The sequence below is a fragment of the Pseudomonas sp. B28(2017) genome, assembly GCF_002113025.1.
In the GTDB taxonomy this organism is placed as follows: domain Bacteria; phylum Pseudomonadota; class Gammaproteobacteria; order Pseudomonadales; family Pseudomonadaceae; genus Aquipseudomonas.
This window is the reverse complement of record NZ_NEJH01000001.1, coordinates 267,956-292,936: the sequence shown is the minus strand read 5'-3', so window position 1 is coordinate 292,936 and position 24,981 is coordinate 267,956. Positions and strand designations below refer to the sequence as shown.

Sequence of the window (24,981 nt, the reverse complement as noted above, 5' to 3'; positions counted from 1 at the left end):
ACCCATGAACGCCGCCGCCCACCCGCAAACGGTGCAGCCGGGCCGTGCCCTGCCCATCGAGGTTCGCCAACGGCGCAGCCTCGGCCGACGCATCACTCTGCTGATGCTCTTGCCTTCGACCCTGTGGTTCCTGCTGCTGTTGTTGATGCCGCTGGTGATCATCCTGGTCTTCAGTTTCGGCGAGCGCAGTGCCGTGGGCGGTTACGCCGGTGGCTTCACCCTGGCCAACTACCTGAACCTCGGCTCGCGCGGTGCGGCGTTCAGCAACACGCTGATGCTCGCGCCGCTGGGCACCCTGGTGTGCCTGGTGGCGGCGTATCCGCTGGCGTACTTCCTGGCGGTCAAGGTCACGAAGAACCGTTCGCTGTTGCTGACCCTGGTGATCGTGCCGTTCTGGACCAGTTTCCTGATCCGCACCTATGCGTGGATTTTCATCCTCAGCGGCAAAGGCATTCCGGCGCTGCTGGCCAGCCTGGGCCTTGAGGATGTGCGACTGATCAACACACCGTGGGCGGTGCTGATCGGCATCGTCTACGGCTACCTGCCGCTGATGGTGTTCCCGATCTACGTCAGCCTGGAAAAACTCGACAAGCGCCTGCTCGAAGCCTCGGCGGACCTCGGTGCCAGCGCCTTCGAAAGTTTCCGGCGCATCACCCTGCCCTTGTCCGCGCCGGGGATCATCACCGGGGTGATGCTGGTGTTCATCCTGCTGATGGGCGAGTTCCTGATCCCGGCGATTCTCGGTGGCGGCAAGGTGTTCTTTGTCGGCAACGCGCTGGTCGACCTATTCCTGCAATCGCGCAACTGGCCGTTCGGCAGCGCCCTGGCCATGACGCTGGTGGCGATGATGCTGCTGATCATCGGCCTGTACTTGAAACTGGTGGCGCGCTACGGCGGCCGCCCTGCCGACGGAGGCCTGTGACATGTGGCTGCGCAGCTATTCGACATCGCTGTACCTGTTCCTCTACGCACCGATTGCCTTGATCGTGCTGTTCAGCTTCAACGCCGGGCGCAGTGGCCTGGCCTTTCAGTGCTGCTCGGTGCAATGGTTCGGCACTGCATTCGGCAACCCGTTCATCATGGAGGCACTGGGCAACAGCGCGCTGATTGCCTTCAGCTCGGCGGTGATCGCCACGCTGTTCGGCACCCTGGCGGTGTTCGGCTTGCAGCGCTGCGGCAGCAAAGTGCGGATGCTGTTCGATGCTCTGACCTATTGCGCAATCATCGTGCCGGGCATCGTTATCGGCATCTCGACGCTGATCGCCTTCATCAGCCTGTTCGAGCTGATCAACCCGTTGCTGGCGAGTTGGTTGCCGACGGTGGCGAAGTTGAACATGGGTTTCTTCACCGTGATCGCCGCGCATTCGCTGTTCACCATGGCCCTGGTCATGGTGATCGTGCGCAGCCGCGTCGATTCGCTGGACAAGGCCTTGCTCGAAGCCTCGGCTGACCTTTACGCGCCACCGATGGACACCTTCTGGCGGGTGACCCTGCCGCAGATCAGCCCGGCGATCATGGCCGGGTTCCTGTTGGCCTTCACCTTCAGCTTCGACGATTTCATCATCGCGTTCTTCGTCGCCGGCTCCGAAACGACGCTGCCGATCTACATCTTTTCCTCCATCCGCCGTGGCGTGACGCCAGAGATCAACGCGATATCGACGGTGATCATCTGCGTGTCACTGGCCCTGCTGTTCACTTCCCGCCATCTGCAAAACCGCCGTAGCGGCGTCCAGGAGTCGCACCATGCGTGATCAGCTTTACATCAATGGCGAGTGGGTCAACCCGGATCTGGGCGGTTACCTGGACGTGATCGACCCGGCCACCGAACAGGCCTTCCACCGCGTCGCGGCAGGCACCGAAGAAGACGTCGACCATGCCGTGCGCGCGGCCCGGCGCGCCTTCGACAATGGCTGGGGCCAAAGCAGCGGCGCCGAGCGTGCGCAGTGGCTGGAGGTATTGGCCGATGAACTGCAAACCGGCAAACAGGCACTCTCGGAACTGGAAGTGCGTGACAACGGCAAACCCTTGCCGGAAGCACAATGGGACATCGGCGACGCCATCGCCTGCTTTCGCTACTACGCCAGTCTGGCCCGCGAACTGGACCAGCAGCAGGACCAGCCGCTGGTATTGCCGGACGAGCGCTTCCGCTGCCGAATCCGCCACGAGCCGATTGGCGTCGCCGGGCAGATCATCCCCTGGAACTACCCGTTGCTGATGGCCGCGTGGAAGGTGGCACCCGCCTTGGCCGCCGGGGCCACGCTAGTGTTGAAACCGTCCGAGCTGACACCGCTGACCGCCCTGGAACTGGCAGCCGCCGCCGATCGCGTTGGCTTGCCCGCCGGGGTGTTGAACGTGGTCACCGGTCTCGGCACCGACGCCGGCAGCCCGCTCACCGAGCATCCGGGCGTGGACAAACTGGCGTTCACCGGCAGCGTGCCCACCGGGGCGAAAATCATGTCGGCGGCGGCGCGGGACATCAAGAACATCAGCCTGGAACTGGGCGGCAAGTCGGCCTTCATCGTGTTCGATGACGCCGATGTCGAAGCGGCGGTGGAGTGGATTCTGTTCGGGATTTTCTGGAATCAGGGCCAGGTGTGCAGCGCCACGTCACGCCTGCTGGTGCAGGAAGCCATCGCCCCGCGCCTGATCGAGCGGCTGGTGGAAGAAACCCGCAGGATCAGCATTGGCCCCGGCATGCAGCCCGGCGTTCTGCTCGGGCCGCTGGTCAGCCAGGGCCAGTACGAGAAGGTGCTCGGTTTCATCGACCAAGGCCTGGCCAGCGGCGCCCGTTTGCTCACGGGCGGGCGGCGACCGGCGCACCTGGCCGAAGGTTACTTCATCGAGCCGGCGATATTCGATGAGCCGGGCCACAGCAGCATTCTGTGGCGCGAGGAAGTGTTTGGCCCAGTGCTGTGCATCAAGCGCTTCAAGACCGAAGAGCAAGCAGTGCAAATGGCCAACGCCAGCCGCTTCGGCCTGGCCGCCGCCGTGATGAGCGCCGACTTGCAGCGCACCGCCCGGGTCGCCAACCAGCTGCGCACCGGGATCGTCTGGGTCAACTGCTCGCAACCAACCTTCGTCGAAGCACCCTGGGGCGGCATGAAACACAGCGGCATCGGCCGGGAACTGGGCCAATGGGGCCTGCACAACTACCTGGAGGTCAAGCAGGTCACCGAGTACGTCAGCGACCAGCCGTGGGGTTGGTATTTGAAGTGAACAGGTCAATATCCTCCGTATTGATCAGCACGGTTCTTGTGGGAGCGAGCTTGCTCGTGATCGCGGTGGGTCAGTCGACAACTCTGTTGAATGTGCAGCCCTTATCGCGGGCAAGCCCGCACACAGTGGATTTTTGTTGAACACAACGCTTGTATTCACTCCAGACTCCTGTGCGGGCTCGCTCCTGCAATGGGATTTTCATTGAGGTTGGGGGATGCACAGTGACCGCCATGCCGCCTCCGCCAGCATGTCCCGGTACGCCTTCGGGCTGCCTTTGACCCGGCCCGACAACCAGGCGCGGCAGTAACTGTCTGCCTGACCGACGATCAACGACGGTATCAACTCCGCCGGGAACCCCCCCAGTTCGTTGCCCTGTGCGCCCAGCCATTCCAGCAACTGCTTGTTGCGCGTCTTGTTGCGGGTGGCAAGTTCGTCCTTGAACGGCCCCTTGGTGACGGCAAACCGCGCGTGGTACTGGAACCTCGCCCACTCCGGCTGGCTATCGACCCAATCCACGTAGCTGTGCACCAGCGCGTGCACCCCCGCTTGTGTGGTGTGTGCCTCAGCCAGGTAGCTGTCGCGCAAGCGGGCCTGATCATCGAGAGCGGTAAAGAACAGCGCCGCCACCAGACCTTCCTTGTTGCCGAAATGGTGATAGATCGCACCGACACTGGTGTCGCATTCGGCGCGAATCATTTCGATGGTGGTGGCCTCGATCCCCTGTTCGTTGAACAGGCCGAGGGCCTTTCTGAAGATGTCACGCTTGAGTTCGGCGCGTCGTCCGGGGTAGCAGCGTTCGAGCAGATCGGCGGTTTCCATGCTGAAAAACGGTCCAGGAAAATAATCGGTGGATGTTGGCGGTTGCCAACGAACAAGTGGCGCTAGGTTGACAGATTTCTCCTCGACAGAATACTGTTCCGAAACAGAACGTTATTCTGTAAAAGAATATTGTTCTGCAAATTGTCATTCTCAAGAGGCATCAAAATGAGTCAGTTCCTCAGCATGTTCAGCAGCGCAGGTCCGCAAGCGTTCAGCAAAATGGCCTGCCAGGTGGCGCCCTACTTCTCCACCATCAACCCGCTGGTCAAGGATTTGCGCAAAGGCAACGCCACCGTGCACGTGCCGTTTGCCCGGGAGATCACCAATCATTTGGGTACGGTGCATGCGATTGCGATGTGCAACGCCGCCGAACTGGCCGCCGGGATGATGACCGACGTTTCCATTCCCGCCGGCGCACGCTGGATTCCCAAAGGCATGAGCGTCGAATACCTGGCCAAGGCCAAGAGCGATGTAACGGCGGTAGCCGAGGGAGATGCCGTGGACTGGACCACCGAAGGCGACAAGATCGTGCCGGTGGACATTCACGATGCCGAGGGCAAGAAGGTGTTCACGGCGCGGATCACCATGAATGTGAAGCTGGCTTAAACGTTAAGCTGGCTCTCGCGGGCAGCTCGATCCCCTGTAGGAGCGAGCTTGCTCCGGGCGGCGATCCGACGATGGTGTGTCAGTGACACCACTTGGCCTGACACTCCATCGCGAGCAGGTTCGCTCCCACAGAAGGAGCTGTGGTGTTCAAGGTGCGGTCAGACCAGGCGCAAGCGAGGGCCAGACGCCGGCACGGCATCGTCCCCCAACCGCCCCCGCACAAACGCCTGAGCCTTGTGCGTCAACTGGTCCAGGTGCCGGTCGCGCTGTTTTTCGGCGTCGGTCATGGCCCGCTTGCCATGCTTTTGCAGCAAGTAGGTATGAATCTGCCGCACTTCCAGCGAACTGTAGATCGACGCCACATCCAGCAGCGCCATCAAGCCATCGGTGGCGTGGTCGCGGGTGTTCATCAATACCTGGGTCGCACGCACGCCCACCACCTCAAAGCCCATCGCCTCGAAATACGGCACCTTGGCCACCGCGCAGGTCAGCTCGGCATGGGGATAGCGGCCGACCATTTCCCGCAGCATCCGCCGGGCCACGCCCTGGCGCCGATACTCGGCCTGCACCGCCATGTACGCCACGCCACACGCCTCGGGGTCGTCCTGCACCGGCAGGTACAGCAAAAAGCCGGTCACCTTTTCCGGGTCGTCTTCGTCAGTGGCAACAATCAACTCCACGGCAATGCCTTTTTCACCGTTCAGCGCTTGCAGATACAGGTGCACCTCATAGCCGATCGCGTATTGGTAAAGGTTGTACAGCAGGTTGCTTGGCGGGATCGCGACCATGCTGATGTCGGTCAGGTTATCGACCACCATCTGCAGGATCTGGCTATTGATGTGCTCGGGGCACGGAGTCTTGAAGTGACTGATCAGGGGCATTGCAGTGACAGGCTCCGGGAGGCAAGGGCCGCCTATCATAGCGCGCCTGACACCTGCGCAGTGCGGGGAATGGGTGGGTGAAGGCCCCCAACACTGAGGATTCCCACCCACTGCGGCGCTATAACCACAACTACAGCCATCAATCTTTTGATACAAAACGACTTTTCCTATCCCTCGGATCTCCTCGCGATTGGCGCAGCTCTTGCAGAGAGCGAATTGCGAACGTCAGCCTCACCGGCGCGCCCCCGAGGAAAACAATATGAAGAGAACACCTGATCTCAAGTCGCTCGGTCTTTTCAGGAAACCGGGCATCGCCGCTGTGATGCTGATCAATATCAGCCTCGGCAACGCCAACGCCGTACCGCTGGACGATGTCAGCCAGCCGCCACCGACCGACCCTTCGGCGTTTAGCAACCCTCCGGTCGACCTCGATGCCGCGTCGGCTGCCATACGGGCCATGCCACCCGTCAACCAGGGCTCCATCGCCCTGCCCAATGGCGCTTTTGGTACCCGCCTCACCACGCCAACGACCGACAACGTGCTGCCGCCAGCCCTGCAGACATCCTTCAAAATCCCCACCAATGGCAAGCCCAGCCCATTGTTCGGGGCGCAGCCGTACACCCAGCAACTGCTGCTGTTCGAAGAATTCGGCACGGAAAAACTCGACCCGACACTGCCGGCACCACCCCTGACCTTCCCGGTTCCGCTCGTCGGCCCGGCGCCCACGCAGGACCCGAACAACATCGCCCGCAGCGGCCCTTCGCCCTCGGCGCTGGAAGCCTTCATGCGCCAGCCCGGGCTGTACCCGTTTCCGTCGCAGTATTCCAACGTGCTGGACCGCAACCCGTGGAAAGCGCAGATCGAAGCCTTCCTCAACCGCCATCCGGTCGGCTCGCCGGCCGAAGGTCGTCCGCCAGGAAAAGGCTGGTCGCACCAGCGCTGGAACGAGTTCTACCCGCAGGTCGCCTTCAAGACCGCGCAAGCGGGCGCCCAGCCCAACAGTGGCATGCGCGACCGCCGCCAGTTGCACAACTACGCCGTCGGTGAGTTCGGGCCTGGCGGGCTCTACAACCAGACCTCGAGCACCCCGGTCATTACGGGCACCACCAAAGGCATCAATGTTCGTTTTCACCCCAACATGCCGATTCAGAACCACAAGGCGCTCTGGACCTTCGACGGCACCTTTCCGCCAAAACTGTTGATGGTACGGTACGGCCAACCGGCGCTGATGCGTCACTACAACGCCCTGCCGATCGATCCGTCGGCCAACATGGGCTTTGGCCTGCACACCCTCACCACCCACGAACACAACGGCCACTCCCCGGCGGAAAGCGATGGCTTTGCCGGTGCGTTTTTCTTTCCGGGGCAGTATTACGACTATCGCTGGCCGATCCAGTTGGCCGGTTACGACACCATCAACACCAGCGCCCAGGATCCGCGCGCGGCGTTCCCCTGCGCCCCGGGCGAAACCCTGTTCGTCAACGATGCCACTCCGGGCCTGAAGACGTGCAACAACGGCAGCATCAAGATCCGTGGCGACTGGCGCGAAACCATGAGCACCCACTGGTTCCATGACCACATGGTCGATTTCACCGCGCAGAACGTCTACAAAGGCAACGCGGTGATGATGAACTACTACAGCGCCCTGGATCGCGGTAACGAAGCCTTCGAAGACGGCGTCAACCTGCGCCTGCCCAGCGGTTCGGCATTGCCCTGGGGCAACCGTGACTACGATGTGAACCTGCTGGTGGCCGACAAGGCCTGGGATCAGAACGGCCAGCTGTGGTTCAACCCGTTCAACACCGACGGTTTTCTCGGCGATCAGGTGCTGGTCAACTGGCAGTACCAGCCGCGCCTGAATGTGCGCGCGCGCAGCTATCGTTTCCGCATCCTCAATGGCTCGGTGTCGCGCTACTTCAGGATCGCGCTGGTGCGTGAAGTCGCCGGCAGCGGTGGCGAATTCCCCGGTCCGGCAGGTTCCGGCGTGTCCTATACCCGCGTGCCATTCCACATGATTGCCAACGACGGCAACCTTATGGAACATGCCGTGCCGTTCGACGGCAGCATGGACCTGGAAGGTAACGGTGACCTGCAGAACCACAACGCCATCCTGCCCACCCAGGGCATTGCCGAGCGGTTCGACATCATCGTCAACTTCGCGAAAAACGGGATCAGCGTCGGCGACAAGCTGTACTTCGTCAACCTGATGGAGCACCAGAGCGGCAAGGGGCCGGAGGCTACAGTGCTGAGCCTGGCCGATGTCCTGTCCGGGACGTACAAGGCGGTGCTCAAGCAGGGCAGCAAAGGGCTGGAGTGGGACGGCGGCGACCCGGGGGTGGGCAAGTTCCTGCAGCTGGTGGTCCAGCCTTATGCCGGCCAGGACGTGAGCATGAACCCCGCCGACTACGAACCCGCCAAACCGGGCAAAGCGGCCGGCAAGGTCATGATCCCGCTGACGATCAACCGCGACGATCCAGCGATGCAGGCCAAGCTCAAGGTGGCACGCCATCGCGAGTTCATCTTCGGCCGCTCCGACGGCACCGACGAACAACCCTGGACGATCAAGACCGACGGTGGTCAATTCGGCTTCCCCATGGACCCTCGAATCATCAGTGCCGCTCCGCAACTGGCGAACGGCCCGACCGATGCCGGGTTCTCCGGCGACGGCACCCTGGAAGTGTGGAGAATCAAGAGCGGCGGCAACGGCTGGAACCACCCGGTGCACGTGCACTTCGAAGAGGGGGTCATCCTCCACCGCGATGGCAACCCGCCGCCGGAATGGGAAAAATGGGCGCGCAAGGACGTCTATCGCATCGGCGAGGGCATCGACAGCTCGGTGGACGTGGAAATGGCGATCCGCTTCCGCGAATTCGCCGGGACCTACATGGAGCACTGCCACAACACCCAGCACGAGGATACCTCCATGCTGCTGCGCTGGGATGTCGAGCATCCGGGCCAGTTCCAGTTGATGCCAGCGCCCCTGCCCGGCTGGGACGGCGTCACCTACGTCAATTCCTCTGCGCTGCCGACCTTCCGCACTGGCGATACCCGGAACAATAACGACGGCGATAACAAAAATCCGATCGCCAACCCTGACAGCGCCATCAGCAACAACGGCCAACCGCTGACCATCAACGTCCTGGCCAACGACACCGACCCTGACGGCAACGTGCCCCTTAAAGTGGTGGGTCTGGAGCAACCGGACTCCGGCAAGGGCACGGTCAGCACCGATGGCCTGCGCGTGACCTACACACCACCGGCCACGGTCCCCGCACCGTTCACCGCGACCTTTACCTATAAGGCCGCCGATGCCAAGGGTGCAGAGTCGGCACCGGCGACGGTGTCCGTGGCGGTCTCGGCAGCGGTCGTCGAGAACCTGATCGTCACCAGCGCTACCGTCACCGCCCGCAGCAACAGCCGCTACTACTGGGTCCTGTCGGGCACCACCTCACGTGGCACGGGCAATACCATCACGGCGACTGCCACGACCACAACCGGTACGGTGAACCTTGGCACCGCCACCCTGACGCCTACAGCGACAGGCGCGCGCTGGAATATAGCGGTGACCACCGTCGGCAGTGGCCCGTCGCCCAACCCGACGGCAACCGTCAAATCGGCCTTCGGCAAAACCGTGACAGTACCGATAAAGGCAAACTAGAGCGGATTGATCGACGCCCGGTCCATGCAATGTGGATCGGGCGTTTTTCTTTTGTGAATCGCAAGGTGGTACCGAGGTGAATCAGCCCCCTCCAGTCACCGCTGCGGCGCCACCATCCGAAAACGGATGTTGATCTCGTTGGACACCACACTGTCCGCCCACTCGCCCTCGCCCATCTTGAAGTCGTCACGCTTGAGTACCAGTTCGCCATCGAAGATGCCAATGGAACTCTCCGATTTCAGCAGCACCGGCACACTCACCGCCTTCGTGATCCCCCGCAGGGACAGTTTGCCAGTGATGGCGTAGCGGTTATTGCCGAGAGCTTTGACTGCAGTCGACTCGAAGGTCGCCACCGGAAACTTCTCCGTGTCGAACCACGCCGGTTTTTGCAGCTCGGTGTTGGCGTCGCTGCTGCCGGCGTCGATGCTGTTCAGGTCGATGGTCAGCGTGGCGTGGGCGGCGCCAGGGTTTTCGGTGTCGAAGTCGATATTGGCCTCGAACTTGCCGAAGGTGCCATAGGCTCTCGAACCCATCTGCTCATAGGTGAAACTCAAGGTGCTGGCCCTGGCGTTCACCTCCTTGTACTCCACGGCTTTCGCGAACGGCACCAGGCCGAACACAAACGTGCAGGCCAGAACGACGCAATGCGCGGATCGAAGGTTCATGGCACTCTCCGGGAGGGCTCCCGTCCTGAGTTGGCGTGCCGCACACGAAGGCAGGCACCTGATGGAATAAAGCAAACAACCGGCGTTTATTCCACCTCACCCGTTGATTTGCGACCACCTGCCGATGGCCGTCAGCGCTACCCGCACTCCCCGCGTTGCCACGCCCGCTGCAACAGCTCGATCACCTCGGTATCCGAGGTCTGGGAAAAATCCATGTACCAATGCCCAATCGAAGTGAACCACTCGGGCATCAGCGGGCAGACCAGTTCATCCACCTCGTTGCGCAGTGCCTCCACCGTGTCGATCGGCGCTACCGGCACCGCCACCACGATGCGCGATGGCGCCTGCACCCGCAGCGCCTGGATCGCCGCTCTCATCGAAGCACCGGTGGCCAGGCCGTCGTCGATCAGGATCACCACCTGATCCTTGAACTGCACCGGCGGCCGCGTGCCGCGGTACACCTTCTCGCGGCGCAGCAACTCGCGGGTTTCCCGTTCGACCACGGCATCGAACACGGCGCGATCAATCGGGTGCACCCGCAGCGCCTCTTCATTGAGAATCCGGATACCGCCGCTGGCAATCGCGCCCATGGCGTACTCCGGCTGGGACGGCACGCCGAGCTTGCGCACCAGCATCAGGTCCAGGCGAACCTTCAGCGCCGTGGCCACTTCATAGGCCACCGGTACACCGCCACGGGGCAAGGCCAGAACAATGACATCGGCTCGATTGGCGTAAGGCAGCAACGGCTCAATCAAACGCCGCCCGGCCGCTGGCCGGTCCTGCAGGATGGAATGGGACAAGGGGCTCATGTGAAAACCTCCCCAGGCGATCACGCCTGCGTACTTCAGCCAAACCTGCCTTCTGTAGCCACAGGTTTCGGTGCATAGCATTATCCGCCCCCTTTGTCCCGCCTACACCAACCGCTCGATCCTCTGATGCTGCCACACCCGTTTGTAATACAGCGTCTGCAACACCAGCATCCCCAGGTACGCCACCGGAAAAGCCATCCACACCCCTTGCAGCCCGAACTTCGCATCCAGCAGATACGCCGCCGGCAACTGCACACCCACCACGCACACGATGGAAATCGCCACCGGCATCATCACCGTGCCACTGGCACGCATGATGCCGCCGATGATCGCCTGGAAGCCAAACACCAACAGGCTCCAGAGCATGATGTGCAGCAGGTGCCGGGCCATGCTCCGCGTCGCCTCCTCAGTGAGGAACGACGCCAGCAGCCAATGCGACAACAAGTACCCGAGTACCACCAAGCCACCGGTCAGGCACACATTGATCATCAACCCCGTGCGCAAAATCGGCCCCATGCGCTCGATGCGCCCGGCCCCGATCGCCTGCGCCCCGAGGATCGACGCGGTAATCGCAATCGACAGCGCCGGGAACTGCACGTAATTGACGATCTGTGTCACCGCGCCATACGCCGCCGTCGCCTGGGAACCGTGCTGGTTCACCAGCGCCAGAATCACCAGTTCCGACAGCGACAACACCACCATCTGCAACCCGGTGGGCAACCCGATGCGCAGCACCTTGCCGAGAATCGCCATGTCCAGCTTCATCGCCGCAAAGAACTCTCGGTCCGGCGCCAGCGGATGGCCCTTGCCAATCAACCGCCACGCCAGCAACCCCATCGCCACCAGGTTACCCACCAACCCGGCAAACGCCGCACTCTGAATCCCTATCGGCGCAAAACCCAACCACCCGCGAATCAACGCCGGCGTCAGCGCCAGCCCGACAATGGTCGACACCACCAGCGCCAACAACGGCGACAAGGTATCGCTCACCCCACGCAACAACTGCGTGAACAACACAAACACCAACAGCGACGGCATGATCCACAACATCACATGGGCATACGCCACCGCATCGTCCAGCACATCCGCCGGCGTCCCCAACCCCACCAACGCCGACCGTGCAAACACACTGCCCACCACCGCTGCCGCCAACCCGATCACCCCCCCCAACAACAACGTCGCCCCGGCAATCGCCTTCACCAGATGCGTCTCCCGAGCGCCCCACGCCTGCCCGATCAACACACCAGCACCCGCACCAAGACCGATGACCAGCGCAATGAAGAAAAACACGATGGGGAACATCCCAGACACCGCCGCCAGCGCCTGGGTGCCGAGCATCTGGCCGATGTAGATGCTGTTGACCGTGCCGGACATGGATTGCAGGAAGTTCGACAGGACCATCGGGGCGAGGAACAGCAGGTAGGTTTGCCAGAGGGGGCGTTGGGGGGGTGTGGTTTGCATGAGCGAAGATCCATCTCGACGGCAGAAGCGGTGATTAAGGATAGCGTTGGCGGTTGAAACCAAGCGGCAGTGAACATCTCAGGTCTGTGTTTGTATTTCCAGCGACGTGATGTGAAAGGTCTGAAGTTTCATCATCAAAGGTCCTGCACGTAGCCCGGAATGCCTCACCTTCCCCCGCTGATCTCTTGCGGCTTACAGTCGGCGCCGTCGCCCATTATGGCGATTCGGGTTTGGCGACCTGACAACAGAGAATGACCGACTGACGGCCTTGAGCCCATCTAACAGAGATCATTCAGAATGAATCGATACATGCCCCTCACCGGAATCGACCAGTGCCAGTTAAAAACTGTTACCTATGTGCTTGAACTGTTTTGTTACCTATGTGGGTGAGTCATATCCGGACGCTGAAGGCGCCCGTTTTTTTGTCCTGCGAGAATAGCGGCTTTGTTCTCTGTCTCGTCTGAACGAATGTTCCCCATAGGTGGGGAATCTCACTTTTTGGGGGGATTCGGGGTCAGTTTTCGGGCGGAGGCGGCTAAGAGCATAGCGCTAGAGCAGCCGGGCCTCTTTCACTTAAACGGCTTGATTATTGCGTATTCCAGTTCATGAGTATCTCAGTACCCAAACTACAGAGCACCAATAAACACTGTAGTTTCTGGGAGATTAATGCCATGTGGAATCACCCTTTGATGTTTGCGGCTTACTACCTGCTTTTCACCCTCACCATTGGCTGGTTGTGCTCCATTGCTATCCTGTATCTGCTTTGATTCCCGAGTGCCGCCACAACTGTCCCCCCAGGCACACTGGTGTCCGGTCTCCCCCAATCGACTCGCTCGATGAAGTTCTCAAGTTGCTACGCTTTCCTTTCACGGAGGAATCGCGAGGCCCAATTCAGACTTACTCCCCCTCTCTGAGTTTCAAGATCAACGACAATCAACTCGCCCTGGAAGCTGCCATCATGGAACTGACGAACCGGGTCGAGCAGCGGGGAGACTCGCGGTGGATGCGCCAACGGGTGGATGAGGCCGATCGCCTTGCGGACTGATCCACGGCGTTACCCGTAATGACCCGAACCGAAGTGAGAAAATCCCACTTCGCTCAACCAGAAAGCCCCCACGCGCCGCTAGCCGAGGCCCTGCTACGCTGAGAGTATCCCCAGGAGGCAGAACGATGCAGTTACATGAAGCCCACGTCGTGAATGAATTGACCAATTACCGCGAGGTGAACATGGCGTTACAGGATGGCTGGAAGCTGTTGGCGGTGATGTCAGCATCGAGCGTGACCGACCCGGTGCGCATCCAGGTGCACTACGTGGTGGGTAAGCCTAAAGACGACGGCGCGCCAAAGCCGGACGGATTTACCGCCGCGTAGGAAGCCCCACGCTTTACGAGTAACGGGACTTTCGCTCAATTGCCCCCACACTAAGCCCAGGTGGGGGGCCTTTTTGTTTGCCCACGGAAACCACCACCCCCTAAATGAATACACCAGACCCCGGCCTTCTGCTTTTACGCACATGGGACCGGTGGTGGCCGGCGACATTGCCTGCAACGGCGTACACCAATATCCCCTCGAAGGCGGCAACGGGGGCTCCAGGCCTGGATCAAGGCGAATGACCAAGTATCAGCTTTGAAACCGCGCATCGTTATTGCCGGGCACAAACAGAAAAATCGTGCCGATGATCCAGTCATTCTGGAGCAGACCTCCCAATACCTGTTGGATGCCCTGGTACTACTCGCCGAGAAGCCGACCCCACATGATTGTGTCGACAAGATGATCGAACTCCACCCCCGACCACATCTTCGGACGTTGCCCCCAAGCCCAGGAATTAAACTTTTACCTGTCTAGCTGAGGATCCCCCACGCCAGCTTTTTTTACCCGTCTAGTACTTCTCGCAAGCCTGGTTGCAGCCCCGTATCTCGCGTTTGCGGTTGAAGAAAAAGTCACCTTTTCCGTTGAGGGGATGAACGTCGTCGGCACTCTGAACCTGCCCGAGGGCGTTAAGAAGCCCCCGGTAATTCTGTTACTTCACAGTTTCGGGGCAGCAGGGATGAGGGGATCATTCCGGCCGTCCATGAAGATATCTATGCCCGTGCCGCACGTCTTTGGGCCGAACAAGGCATTGCCAGCCTGCGAATCGATTACCGTTTTGATGGCGACAGTGATGGTGCCAAGACCGACGGCACACTCGATACGGATGTTGAGGATGGGCTGGCTGCGCTCGACTTTCTCGCCAGGTCCGGGCGCGTCGACGCCAATCGCATGGCGCTTGTTGGATGGAGTATGGGCGGAGCAGTTGGTGCTGCTGTAGCAGGACGGACCCCGTATGAACTCGACGCGGTCGCACTCTGGAACCCCGCGACCAATATGGGAGCCGCGTTCCCGCTGTTGTGGGGCTCCGGGAAGATCAAGGAAGCGTTGCACAGCGGTGCCCTCCCCCGTCGCACTGGCAGTACCTGGAGGTGGCGAGGTCAAGCTTAAATCCGCGTTCTTTGTCAGCTTGATGACCCTCGATGCCGCCGCCGAGATCACCCATTACAAGGGAGCACTGCTCGTCGCCGTCGGCACTGACGACGACATCGTTTCTCCGCAGCCAACCCTCGGGAAAAGCTTTATCAGGTATCACCCTGGAGAGCATGAGCTGCTTGTCCGGCCCATGGATCATGCCTTCAACATGACCAAAGACGAGAAGCAGATCGACGAGCTGATTTCGATGACCGCTACCTTCGTCAAGAAACACATTCACTGATCGCGGTATCCCCTGCCATTTCAAGTTGCTTGAAACGAGTCCCTTGCCGTTGATGAATGACTGGCAAGGCAGCTAAACAGCCGCCCTCGGAAAACACTGAACTACGAAACGCCCGCTGAACGTTTAGCCAGCCTGTTGCATCGACCGGTTGAATCCACGCCCCAAAGCGGCCTGTCAACACGGCAGAAATTGGCCTCTACCTGCCTGTCACAAATGGCAGGTAACAACCAGCATCAGACAAATGTCTCACGAACGCATGAATGGAATGTAGCGTAAGTCCCAGGTTTCAAAGCCCTCCGCCGAAGCGATACTGCCAGACGATGCCAATAGCATCGTATTCGCTGCCGGTACGGGTATGCGCACCATCACTCGCAAACAGCTTGAGTGAGTTATTTCGGTTCAACGGCAGCGAGAGGGTGCCCCCATAGCGTGTATTTTCCTGAAAGTCGTGGTTACCGATCCCATCGACTGAGGTACTCCCGCCAGCGAAGTAGGTCCCATCCAGCGAGGCCCAGACACCACTACTAAAGGCATAGATAAGATGCGCCTGTGCCTGGTAAGTCGGGTTCTGGGAAAATGTACGGTCGCCAAGGTACTGGTCATTGTCGGTGTAAAAGGTTCCCGCACCGGATAATTCCAGGGTCACGGGTCCCAGGCGCTTGGAAATCCCAAGTTCGGGCTTGAATGACCAGCGGTTGTTGCCGAGATTTACCAGCTTACTGGAGTCGTATTGGCCAAGTGGTGCCGTAATTGCCAGGCTGGCGCCGATAATCACATCCTGTTGATAGCTGGGGAACTCAGCCAGGGACATCGCCGGGGCGCCATACAAATTGACCGAGAAGCGGAATCTTGGATCTATCAACCCGGTCACATTTCGCTCCTTGGGTTCACCGGCGAACAGCGCTGAGCCCGTCAATCTGGCTTCAGGCACGACGATATCGAACTTCCCGGAGCGGCCCCAGACGTCCAGGGACCTGGCAAAGGCAAACACGACAGTCTTGATGTTGAGCTTGGCATCCTGGAGTGGGACTGAGGGGTTGGCGGTCACGCTACCATGGAGATCGCTGTAGCCCATGAGCAGGAAATTGATACCGACCGGCGTATTGGCGTAGGACCTGGGTTCGAGATCCTCCGCAACTGCACTGGGGGCTACCATGATGAGCGAAGCGGATGCGAACCGAGCCAGCCTGACGATGCAGAGTTTGTGTTTCATCCACATTCGCTCGCTTCCTGTCAGGACCTCAAGGTTCTATGTATTGTTGTAGTGCATCTGCATTCGTTTAGCACTTATAGCTGCCGCCAGCATTGTGTGACCGCACTGACTGTTTGATCGGATACTCCTGGTCGATCAGTGACCAGGCATACTGCTCAACGGATGAGGGTTGCCTCCCTGGTTTCGTGGACAGCTCGAATTCTTATAGCAAAACGCTGCAAGAGACAGATCGCCTGGGTTTTCTGAGACGAAATCGACGGGCAGATTTTCGCCGATTTCTGCCTTCCACGACTGGCTGAAACCAACCCTTTGCTGCCGGTGGCGATAGTCAAGGAACGGCCCAAAGAAGCGGGCAAGCATAGCGCGGCTTGCTATCCGACTTCGTGAGACAGGTGTAGAGCCTGGGACGCGTTGCAGAAGCAGACCGGATGGATAGCTGTTGGCTTAGCGCAACTCGAAATCGGACAGATCAATCCAGACCAAAGTGCGACTGCGATCCGGTTGCAAGTCAGCGCCACATGGGTGTACCCGTCTGCGACTCGGAAAGCGGATGCCCTGCATATCAATGATGTCATAAACATATTGAGCCGCCGCCAGGCCACCGGACACGTCCACCTGATAGTCGTGGCGTCGCAGCAGGAAATCAGGCCCGAAGTAGAAATCCTGAACAACACTGTGGGTGGCGATAGCCGGGGGGAACGTTGCGCGCAGAACCCGCCACATTTCACCGTGCTCGTACCAAGGTGTGACCTCTTGTACGTCAACCCCTGGCATGACAAGCAAGAATGGCGTCGTCAGATAGGTCCACAGCGCATAGCCACTGAAATAGGCCCGGTGCAGTGGATCCCAGGGTGTGTCCGCGCCGTGCCCGTCAAACGCTGACCTGGGATTGTCGCGCTGCGCAATGGTCTCGCCCTGGCTGTTCCTGATCTCGACCCGGTGCGGAACGAAAGTCATGACAAACCCCGGGGCTCCATAGGGCGTGAGGGTCACCAATTCTTCCTGTGTCTTCGTAGTGATACTGCGCGGGTTAGCATCCGTGACAATACCCTTGGTCGCCCAGAATTCACCTCCGGTAACGACTCTGGCACTTACCGTCCCGAAGGCATTCCAGCGCTCAAGGCCGCCATGGGCAGCAATCACCTGCTTCAGAAGATCATTCATAACACTCCTCCGTTAGTCGGCATGACATAGACCGGCAGACCTGGGGCGAAAACGGCGACCCACCACCCAGCGGTTTTTGTCGCAGGCCAGAGCGTGGGTCGCTTCAGTTGTCGGACTGGCGATCGCCGTAACCGCTGGCCAGTGCGACGCAGGCTGGACTGGAGACCCAGCCGACAGCTCATCAAGACGTAATAATGGTTTGCTCGAGATAAACGGTTTCGTGCACTGCCCTCGAATATGGGCACAGCTGATGCGCCGAGTGCACAATGGTTTCGGCGACATTCTGTGCCAGGCCAGGCATGCGGACTGTGAACCGGGCATTGAAGAACCAGCCCGGCCCCGTCTGGCCCAGGTCGATCTGGATATCCACGGAATAGTCCAGTGGCAGCACGACCTTTTTTTGCGCGGCCACGAGCCCCAGCGCAGTGATGTAGCAGGCCGACCAGGCACCTGCAAACAACTGCTCGGCGGTCGGGTGCGGTTCGGCTGCGATTATTTCATGGCTGTCACCACCAGGTGCAGACAGTCTGATGTCGACGACGCCGTAATCGCCACGCTGGGCACTTGGGTCACGGTTGACAGTGGTGTGGGTCGTACCCGAGTAAATGACTTTTTCGAGCTTGGTCATAACAGTTTCCTCAGTGTTGAGTTCAGATCAGAACAACCTTCTGATTGGTGCGTTGATCATCGCGCCGGCGGCAATCGCAACGGAGCTTTTCACCGACTGGCCAAGAACGCAGTTGTAGTTAAAGAGATCCATGTATCGTGCGTGTATCGCGTGAAGGCTGGTTTTGTCGGAGCACGTATCTCTGCTGCGGACTGATACAGTGCAATACAAAGATCGATCTGGTCTGTCCCGAACGGGGCAAGACGCTGGTGTAACGCTGGGGGCTATCCTGCAGTGAAGATCAGCGCGCTGGTTGATATTGGTCAGGCTTCGCTGGATTTCGTCCAGTGAGGGTTGGACTATCCCGGCTCAGATAGACATCCCTGATAAAATCCTGGACTCAACAGCGGCCCATTGTGACTGGCCGCTTTTGGCTGTGGATTCAACCGGACGAAGCCTTACAAGCGAAACCGCGAACAGATACCAGAAGATCTCTTGCTTGAGTTTGCTTTGTTCCTTCCGCCATGAATTGCGGGTTTCGGCCATGAACCTTCGGATTTCGCTCAGCGCACATTCCCCAAGCGCCAAACGATCCAGCCCACAGTCAATTAGCTAAACTTCATCAGTAACCCAATTCGCGAATCCCTGAAAACTCAGGAGGCGAACCATGAGCAAACAACCGCAACCCCAAAGCCGCTCCAACCCCCAACCCAGATCCCGTCCACTTGTGCCGAACCTGCCGAGCAAAACCGGCAACAAGTCCGGTGGCTTGCGCGGCAACTATCCGCCGAAGAAATCGTAATAGCCCTGGAGTACGACAGGCTTTGCAATGGAGTCTGTCGTGCTCTCCGCCAATTCAGCATTACTTGCCTCTATATCGGACATTTTTTTCCACGAGCGGCGTCGTACCTGCCAAGAATGATGGCTAATGGCTACGCTCTTCACGGCGCATCAAATACAGCTCGACCATGTCGCCAACAGATTCACATCCCTGACTCAGAAAACGTCTGCCCCCTTTAATGCACCCAAGCCTTTCGCGATGTCCCGTGTTGCCATAAACCCTGCTTTTTCTGGCTCATTTACATGGAGTAAGCGTACATGCCCTTCCCCCCTCGTTTCCTCGACCACTACCGTAAAGCCGACCGCATCATGCTCGGCCTGATCTGGCTGATGTTCGTCTTCGCGTTGGGCCTGGCGTTCTGGCACGACACCTTCAAGCAGGCGTTGCTGGTGGGCGGTGGCACCAGTGTGCTGTTGACGCTGTTGTATCGCACCATCGGCGGGTCGCGGTGGATGCGCTGTTTGCTGGGCGTTGGCCTGATGGTGATGGCGGCGCTGCATATCAATCAGGCCGAGGGGGTCATTGAGTCGCACTTCGGGATTTTTGCGTTGTTGGCGGTGTTGACGTTCTATCGGGACTGGCTGCCGATTCTGGTGGCTGCGGTGACGATTGCGCTGCATCACGTGGTGTTTCATGTGCTGCAGCATCAGGGTTTTCCGGTGTATGTGATGGCGCATCACGGTGGCTGGGCGATGGTGTTCGTTCACGCTTTTTACGTGGTGATGGAGACGGTCGCGCTGCTCTATCTGGCGGTGCACAGCCAGGCTGATGCGGTGGAGAGCCAGGACATGCTGGACAAGATGCTAGCTACCACATCCCAGTTCACCGGCGGTACCGGCCAGGGTGACAAGGCGCGGGTGCATGTGTCGCTGGCCCAGCGGTTCGATCAGTTTCTGATGCAGATCACCGCGTTGGTGGACGGCGTGGTGCGTGACTCTCAGGGTTTGGGTGAGTTGGGCCAGGAGTTGGCCAAGGCCAGTAACACGCTGGAGAAAGGCGCGAAGCATCAGTTGACGGAAATCGCGCAGATGACCGGGTCGATGCAGCGTATGGGCGATGCGATGGAGCACATCGTGGTGCATGTCGAGCATGCCGTTGAGCATGCAGGCCAGGCCACTGTGCAGATCACCCGTGGGCAGGAAAGCGTGAACCGTGCGCAGCAGGAGATCACTCAGTTGGCATCGCGTCTGGAAGGCACCAATGAAACCGTGCAGGTGCTGGCCGGGCAGGCACAGCAAATCGGCAAGGTGCTGGAGGTGATCAGCAGCATTGCCGAGCAGACCAACTTGCTGGCGCTCAACGCTGCCATCGAAGCCGCTCGCGCTGGCGAGCAAGGCCGGGGCTTTGCGGTGGTGGCCGATGAGGTGCGCAGCCTGGCGCAGCGCACGGCGGTTTCCACCAAGGAAATCCGCACCATCATCGAGGCCTTGCAGCAAGGCAGCCGCAAAGCCGTGGAGGCCATGCAGGACAGTCGCGAAGGTGTGGAACGTTGTGTCGAGGACAGTCAGTTGGCAGCGGCGATGTTGCAGGCCGTGGGCAGCGACATCTCGCAGATCGATGAGCTCAATGGACGAATTGTCACTACGACCCGCGAACAATCCACGGCGAGTTTCGAGATCGTCGGGCGCTTGCAGTCGGTGCAGAGCATTGCGCAGAACACCGCGGATGACGTGGAGACGCTGGCGTCGAGCAGTCGGCGCCTGCCGCCTATTGCGACTCGGCTGGATGCGTTGGGGCGTACCTTTCATCAATGATGGCGCCGTGGTTTGCATGAACAATTGTTCATCGTGCAGATCACGGCCTTGCGCCATTTGATGTAGCGGTCAGCGCTCAACCAGCGCTAATGGTTTATTCGCAATCTACTGACAATCCCATCACATTTCGCCCGATAGCCTTGTTGCTCCAGCCGCTTCTCCGTCGCCACGGTGAGCGCAACGTGCGAAACAGTGATGAAAAATTCGTTAGTCAGGTTTGTGAAAAGTGACCAGGGTGCGCTGATCCTCTTGCTTGGCGTATCTGGGCTTCTATTGTTGTTCGGGTTGGGGGCAAGGGAGCTTTGGGGGGCGGAAACGCGCTGGGCGAATATCGCGTTGCAGATGCTGCAGACCGGCGATTATTTCGACCCTTACCTCAAGGGCATGCCCTATTACGACAAACCGCTGCCGTCCTATTGGTTGATTACGGCCACTGCCCATCTGATGGGTGGCCTCGGAAACGGGTCGCTGCGCCTGCCTTCGGTGCTCGCGGCGTGGCTGAGTGTGTGGCTGGTCTACCTGCTCGGTGAACGGCTCTATGGCAAAGGCACCGGCTTGATTGCCGGCTGGTTTCTGGCGACGACGTTCTTCTTCGTGTTCTGGGCGCGGGTCGCCACGGCGGACGTGCTGACGGTTTGCGGAGTGCTGGCGGCTGTCTGGTGGTATTGGCGCGCTCCGAATGACACACGGCTGAGTCGCTACTGCGTGTTTTTCCTGATACTGGCACTGACCTCGCTGTTCAAGGGCTTGATCGGGTTCATCCTGCCGGGGCTGATGCTGTTGCCCCATCTGCTTGGCGAGGGACGCTGGAAAAACCATCTCAATCCACGCCTGTTGCTGGCGATACTGGTGGGCGGTGCGGTCTACATGCTGCCGTTCATGCTGTCGCAGCGTTATGGCACGCCGACTTTTGGGCCGAGTGGGCTGGGCCTGGTGTTTCAGGAGAACGTGGTTCGATTCTTCAAGCCGTTCGACAACATTGGCCCGATCTATACCTATCTGTTGTATCTGCCGGTCTATACCCTGCCCTGGGCACCCTGCTGGATGCTCGGCATGTGGGTGGCAGTGCGCGGCTGGAAACACACCGAAGCCAACGTTCGCTGGCTGATCCTGGGCCTCGGCTTGCTGTTCCTGTTCTTCACCGCCAGCGGCAGCCGGCGCAGCTATTACGTGTTGCCGCTGGTGCCGTTTGCGCAATTGCTGGCGGCCTGGTGGGTCACCCGGCGCATGGCCGCGCGTCAGGCGGCCGGTAAAGTCAGCGGCCCCGGCTGGACGAAGGGCATTGCCGGGGCGGCCGGATTCTTGTTGTTGATCCTTGGCGTTGTCTACCCCTGGACCAACGGCGGTGGCGGCGGAGTCATGCAGTTCACCCAGGATGTACGCGCCGAAGCCATCAAGACCGCGCCGTGGAACGAATGGCGCATGGTGCTGGTGGATGTCGACAACAAGCTGCCCATGTACCTGCAAAATAACGGTTCGCCGTTCTACTACGTACTCCCGGATTCGGACATTCCACAAACCGGTGGCAGTGCTGCGCTGATGGCGTGGCTGGAAAAGAAAAGTGGCGAAACCTGGAATCCGGACCGCACGATCATCGTCGAGCAGTACAAGGACCTCACGCAATTGCCGCTGGGCTATCTGACGGCAGATCACCAGTTGATCACGACCAAGCCGAACAACGGCGCCCGGCTGTTTCATTCAAAGGAAAATGGCAGCGCGGCGTTTATTCCCAATGGGAAAACGGCGGGGAATGTTTTGCAGGCGCAAGCTGCGGAGTAATTGAATACAGGCGCTTGATGATTATTCGCCAGCGATTTGCCCTTCATACCCCTGAAGACAGTTCAAATAAAATTGTGAAATAAAATGTGAAGAAACTCCCGTAATAAATCTCTACAAAACCACCTAAAACCTAACAATATAAGGCTTGCTTGACGACCTCCTATGTGAAATAAAATATGAAGATCATTCTGACGGTACGAGCTGCCATGTCCTTAATCACGTCGAAGTCCTGGCTGGATCCGGTTCTACCGGAGTCGTTGCCCCCATCGATCATTGACCTTGCAGATGCGTTGCCCAGAAAGACACAGTTTCTAGCCGGACGACTACCGCCTGAAACCGCCGTACGACTTGGCCGCCTCCTGCAAATCACCAATACGTACTACTCGAACCTGATCGAAGGGCAATACACCGAGCCTGCCGATATGCAGCAAGCTCAAGCGGCCCCCGTTAAAGATCGCAAGCGGCTGAAAAGCATGGCGGTTGAACAAATGGCGGTGCAAGCCTTGTTTGAACGAACGTTACGCCAGCGTGGCCCCTTTTCCTGGGGCGCCATGTTCACACCTGAGTTCGTGAACGCTGCGCATAACCGGCTTTTTCGCGGTGCCGGTGATGCAGAACGTACGTTGTCAGATGGCTCAGTAATGCAGCCCGGCATGCTTCGGTCGGTCACAGGTCAAAACGTGATCGTCGGCAACCATGATGCACCGGACGCTTCAGCGGTCGAGGCGATGCTTCGGCACCTTCAGTCCGGGTTTGGTCGGCAGACAGACCCTCGCCGTCAGCTGATTGCTTCGCTGGCCTACCATCATCGGCTCGCCTGGGTTCACCCCTTTGCCGACGGGAACGGCCGGGTTGCCCGGCTGATCACTCATTTGCAGTTGGTGCACCTGGGGCTGGAGCCAACCCTCTGGTCACTGTCACGCGGCCTTGCACGACGGCATCAGGATTACTACAGCGCCCTGACCATGGCCGACCGCGCACGAGAAGGTGATTTGGACGGTCGGGGTCAGCTGTCCCAACGACGTTATTTCGAATTCATTGAGTTCATGCTGCAGGTTTGTCACGACCAGGTCGACTACATGATTGCCGCCGTGGACCCATCCCGGCTTCGAGAGCGAGTAATCCGCGCGTTTCGCTATAACGAAAGACTTCTACAACAAGGTATCCGCCCGGAAAGCGCGCCAGCGATCATCGCATTGATCACACAGGGCAGTTTACCGCGCAACGAAATCAAGACGTTCACCGGCCTGACACCTCGTCCGGCAATCGACGAGTTATCGAGGCTTATCAAAGCCGGCCTGGTAGAAAGCCAAACACCAAAATCCAGAATCGTGACGCCTGGTCTGCCCGCCTGGTTTGCCCAGGATATTTTTCCAGACCTGCATCGCCGGTTTCAGTAACGCATCACCTCAGCAAAATCGCAGCTCTATTGCATTGGCACGCCGGGATCCTTTGCCCATTGGTCGCACCAATATTGCTCTGTAGATTCAATCTATCTACATTTGATTCTACAGATGCAGATAGGAGACACAAACATGGCCGTCCCCATCCAAGCCCAATCCTTCACAAAAAACCAGTGCGTCACCGGCCTGCGCGCCGCGGTGAGCATTCTGGAAAAGTGGAAGGCCACCGGCGATCAGGCCTGTCGCATCCTGCGCATTTCCCGCAGCACCTACACCCGCGCCCGTCAGCATGACCCGGATTGGGCGGTGGCGCTGGATGCGGACCAGATGCAGCGCATCAGTTTTGTGCTGAACATTCATGCGACGTTGCGGCTGGTGTTCGACAACCCGGACAACGTGTATGGCTTTGCCTCGATGACCAACGACAACGAGTTTTTCAACGGGCGTTCGCCGCTGGAGATCATGGCGCAGGGCGACATGATTTCGCTGTATGAGACCTTCCGCCGCATCGACATGTTGCGGGGGGCGCAATGGTGATGGCGAGTGAACTGGCGGTGTTTGCCGGCCAGTCGTTGCAGGCTTATCGCCTGGTCAATTCGAAGTTTCCACCCATTGCGTTGTTTGATGACGTGGCGGACGCGGATGAATTTGAAGTGTTGTTCGAGATTCAGGCGCTGACCAATCCGCGGTTGAAGAATGAGCTGGGTCAGCTTGAGTTGATTGCGCGCAGCGAGATTCCGTTCGGGATTGCGGGTTGTTCCTACGCCATCGCGCCGTTTACCCACGTCAACCCGGCGGGCTCGCGCTTCAGTGACGGCAGCTTTGGTGTGTTGTACCTGGCGGATTCGATGGAAGCGGCGTTGGCCGAGGTAAGGCATCACCAGGGTCTGTATTGGTCAAAGGTACCGAGTCTGAACTATGAGCGCTTTGTGTTTCGGGGATTGGCCTGTGCGTTTGGCGATGACGGGATGAAGGACGCTGCGGCCCTGCCGATAAGCGATCCGGTGTATGCGCCGGACGACTACAGCCATTCCCGTATTCTGGGTCGGTCGGTGCGGGACGCCGGTTGTCCCGGTTTGCGTTATCACTCGGTGCGGATGCCGGGCAGTCATTGCTGGGCGTTGATGACGCCGCGACCGGTTTCGTCGATTGTGCAGACGGCGCATTACGAGATGGTCTGGAATGGGCAGATCACCAGCGTGAGCCAGATCAGCGAGGCTTGAATGCCTCGCCACAAAAAGAGGTGCTTATACAGGCGGTGTGCGATCCATTGACTGCGTCGATAGTCACCATTGATTCAATGAAGTTCTCTTAAAAAATCCCCGGCGTAACATCTGCTCCATACCAACCCATCAGCAC

At 59.4% G+C, this 24,981-nt stretch carries 22 protein-coding genes; 14 read left to right on the top strand and 8 right to left on the bottom strand.

Annotated elements, in window-relative coordinates; genetic code table 11:
* Positions 1 to 4: 4 nt before the first annotated feature.
* From CAF65_RS01400 to CAF65_RS01390, 3 genes are read left to right on the top strand one after another with little or no spacing between them, the layout of a single operon-like run.
* Positions 5 to 922, top strand: a complete 918-nt coding sequence (locus CAF65_RS01400; protein ID WP_085714666.1) for an ABC transporter permease — start codon at positions 5 to 7, stop codon at positions 920 to 922.
* 1 nt (position 923) lies between these two features.
* A complete protein-coding gene (locus CAF65_RS01395; RefSeq protein ID WP_085714665.1) occupies positions 924 to 1,751 on the top strand; it encodes an ABC transporter permease in 828 nt (275 codons plus the stop codon).
* Positions 1,744 to 3,216, top strand: coding sequence for an aldehyde dehydrogenase family protein (locus CAF65_RS01390; protein WP_085714664.1), 1,473 nt, complete (start codon positions 1,744 to 1,746; stop codon positions 3,214 to 3,216). Before CAF65_RS01395 ends, CAF65_RS01390 begins: the two co-directional genes overlap by 8 nt.
* A gap of 198 nt (positions 3,217 to 3,414) precedes the next feature.
* Here the strand turns inward: CAF65_RS01390 and CAF65_RS01385 are convergent, their stop codons facing one another.
* Positions 3,415 to 4,035: a TetR/AcrR family transcriptional regulator gene (locus CAF65_RS01385; RefSeq protein ID WP_085714663.1), complete on the bottom strand. Its 621-nt coding sequence runs from the start codon at positions 4,033 to 4,035 to the stop codon at positions 3,415 to 3,417.
* Between the two features lie 165 nt (positions 4,036 to 4,200).
* Between CAF65_RS01385 and CAF65_RS01380 the strand changes: the two genes are divergently transcribed.
* Positions 4,201 to 4,641, top strand: a complete 441-nt coding sequence (locus CAF65_RS01380; protein WP_085714662.1) for a hotdog fold domain-containing protein — start codon at positions 4,201 to 4,203, stop codon at positions 4,639 to 4,641.
* Between the two features lie 158 nt (positions 4,642 to 4,799).
* Here the strand turns inward: CAF65_RS01380 and CAF65_RS01375 are convergent, their stop codons facing one another.
* On the bottom strand, positions 4,800 to 5,522 hold the full coding sequence (locus CAF65_RS01375) for a GNAT family N-acetyltransferase (RefSeq protein WP_085714661.1): 723 nt from the start codon (positions 5,520 to 5,522) through the stop codon (positions 4,800 to 4,802).
* 259 nt (positions 5,523 to 5,781) lie between these two features.
* Here CAF65_RS01375 and CAF65_RS01370 point away from each other — a divergent pair, with 259 nt between their 5' ends.
* Positions 5,782 to 9,180, top strand: coding sequence for an Ig-like domain-containing protein (locus CAF65_RS01370; RefSeq protein ID WP_085714660.1), 3,399 nt, complete (start codon positions 5,782 to 5,784; stop codon positions 9,178 to 9,180).
* Between the two features lie 95 nt (positions 9,181 to 9,275).
* Here the strand turns inward: CAF65_RS01370 and CAF65_RS01365 are convergent, their stop codons facing one another.
* From CAF65_RS01365 to CAF65_RS01355, 3 genes are all read right to left on the bottom strand, one after another.
* Positions 9,276 to 9,845: a YceI family protein gene (locus CAF65_RS01365; protein WP_085714659.1), complete on the bottom strand. Its 570-nt coding sequence runs from the start codon at positions 9,843 to 9,845 to the stop codon at positions 9,276 to 9,278.
* A 137-nt stretch (positions 9,846 to 9,982) separates the two neighbouring features.
* Entirely contained in the window at positions 9,983 to 10,654 is a 672-nt protein-coding gene (locus CAF65_RS01360) for a phosphoribosyltransferase (RefSeq protein ID WP_085714658.1), read from the bottom strand.
* A 102-nt stretch (positions 10,655 to 10,756) separates the two neighbouring features.
* Positions 10,757 to 12,115: an MATE family efflux transporter gene (locus CAF65_RS01355; protein ID WP_085714657.1), complete on the bottom strand. Its 1,359-nt coding sequence runs from the start codon at positions 12,113 to 12,115 to the stop codon at positions 10,757 to 10,759.
* A 1,170-nt stretch (positions 12,116 to 13,285) separates the two neighbouring features.
* Here CAF65_RS01355 and CAF65_RS01345 point away from each other — a divergent pair.
* From CAF65_RS01345 to CAF65_RS01335, 3 genes are all read left to right on the top strand, one after another.
* Complete coding sequence (locus CAF65_RS01345) at positions 13,286 to 13,486, top strand: hypothetical protein (protein WP_085714655.1); 201 nt, start codon at positions 13,286 to 13,288, stop codon at positions 13,484 to 13,486.
* 684 nt (positions 13,487 to 14,170) lie between these two features.
* Complete coding sequence (locus CAF65_RS28985; protein ID WP_085714654.1) at positions 14,171 to 14,593, top strand: alpha/beta fold hydrolase; 423 nt, start codon at positions 14,171 to 14,173, stop codon at positions 14,591 to 14,593.
* Positions 14,541 to 14,861 carry a hypothetical protein gene (locus CAF65_RS01335; protein ID WP_143492056.1) on the top strand — a complete coding sequence of 107 codons (321 nt, stop codon included), beginning with the start codon at positions 14,541 to 14,543 and terminating at the stop codon, positions 14,859 to 14,861. Before CAF65_RS28985 ends, CAF65_RS01335 begins: the two co-directional genes overlap by 53 nt.
* A gap of 286 nt (positions 14,862 to 15,147) precedes the next feature.
* Here the strand turns inward: CAF65_RS01335 and CAF65_RS01330 are convergent, their stop codons facing one another.
* The 3 genes from CAF65_RS01330 to CAF65_RS01320 form a co-directional block, all read right to left on the bottom strand.
* Complete coding sequence (locus tag CAF65_RS01330; RefSeq protein WP_085714652.1) at positions 15,148 to 16,080, bottom strand: transporter; 933 nt, start codon at positions 16,078 to 16,080, stop codon at positions 15,148 to 15,150.
* A 438-nt stretch (positions 16,081 to 16,518) separates the two neighbouring features.
* Entirely contained in the window at positions 16,519 to 17,238 is a 720-nt protein-coding gene (locus CAF65_RS01325) for a hypothetical protein (RefSeq protein WP_085714651.1), read from the bottom strand.
* 181 nt (positions 17,239 to 17,419) lie between these two features.
* The gene (locus CAF65_RS01320; RefSeq protein ID WP_085714650.1) at positions 17,420 to 17,866 is read right to left on the bottom strand and encodes an OsmC family protein; all 447 of its coding nucleotides are present in this window, start codon (positions 17,864 to 17,866) and stop codon (positions 17,420 to 17,422) included.
* 646 nt (positions 17,867 to 18,512) lie between these two features.
* Between CAF65_RS01320 and CAF65_RS28605 the strand changes: the two genes are divergently transcribed.
* The 6 genes from CAF65_RS28605 to CAF65_RS01295 all read left to right on the top strand — a co-directional run bounded on the left by CAF65_RS28605 (position 18,513) and on the right by CAF65_RS01295 (position 24,845).
* Positions 18,513 to 18,647, top strand: a complete 135-nt coding sequence (locus CAF65_RS28605) for a hypothetical protein (RefSeq protein ID WP_256355847.1) — start codon at positions 18,513 to 18,515, stop codon at positions 18,645 to 18,647.
* 296 nt (positions 18,648 to 18,943) lie between these two features.
* Positions 18,944 to 20,440, top strand: coding sequence for a methyl-accepting chemotaxis protein (locus CAF65_RS28950; RefSeq protein ID WP_085714649.1), 1,497 nt, complete (start codon positions 18,944 to 18,946; stop codon positions 20,438 to 20,440).
* A gap of 195 nt (positions 20,441 to 20,635) precedes the next feature.
* A complete protein-coding gene (locus CAF65_RS01310; protein WP_085714648.1) occupies positions 20,636 to 22,219 on the top strand; it encodes a glycosyltransferase family 39 protein in 1,584 nt (527 codons plus the stop codon).
* A 176-nt stretch (positions 22,220 to 22,395) separates the two neighbouring features.
* Positions 22,396 to 23,619, top strand: coding sequence for a Fic family protein (locus CAF65_RS01305; protein ID WP_256578578.1), 1,224 nt, complete (start codon positions 22,396 to 22,398; stop codon positions 23,617 to 23,619).
* Positions 23,620 to 23,754: 135 nt separating this feature from the next.
* Complete coding sequence (locus tag CAF65_RS01300; RefSeq protein WP_085714647.1) at positions 23,755 to 24,159, top strand: hypothetical protein; 405 nt, start codon at positions 23,755 to 23,757, stop codon at positions 24,157 to 24,159.
* Positions 24,153 to 24,845 carry an RES family NAD+ phosphorylase gene (locus CAF65_RS01295; protein WP_085714646.1) on the top strand — a complete coding sequence of 231 codons (693 nt, stop codon included), beginning with the start codon at positions 24,153 to 24,155 and terminating at the stop codon, positions 24,843 to 24,845. Before CAF65_RS01300 ends, CAF65_RS01295 begins: the two co-directional genes overlap by 7 nt.
* The last annotated feature ends 136 nt before the right edge of the window (positions 24,846 to 24,981 follow it).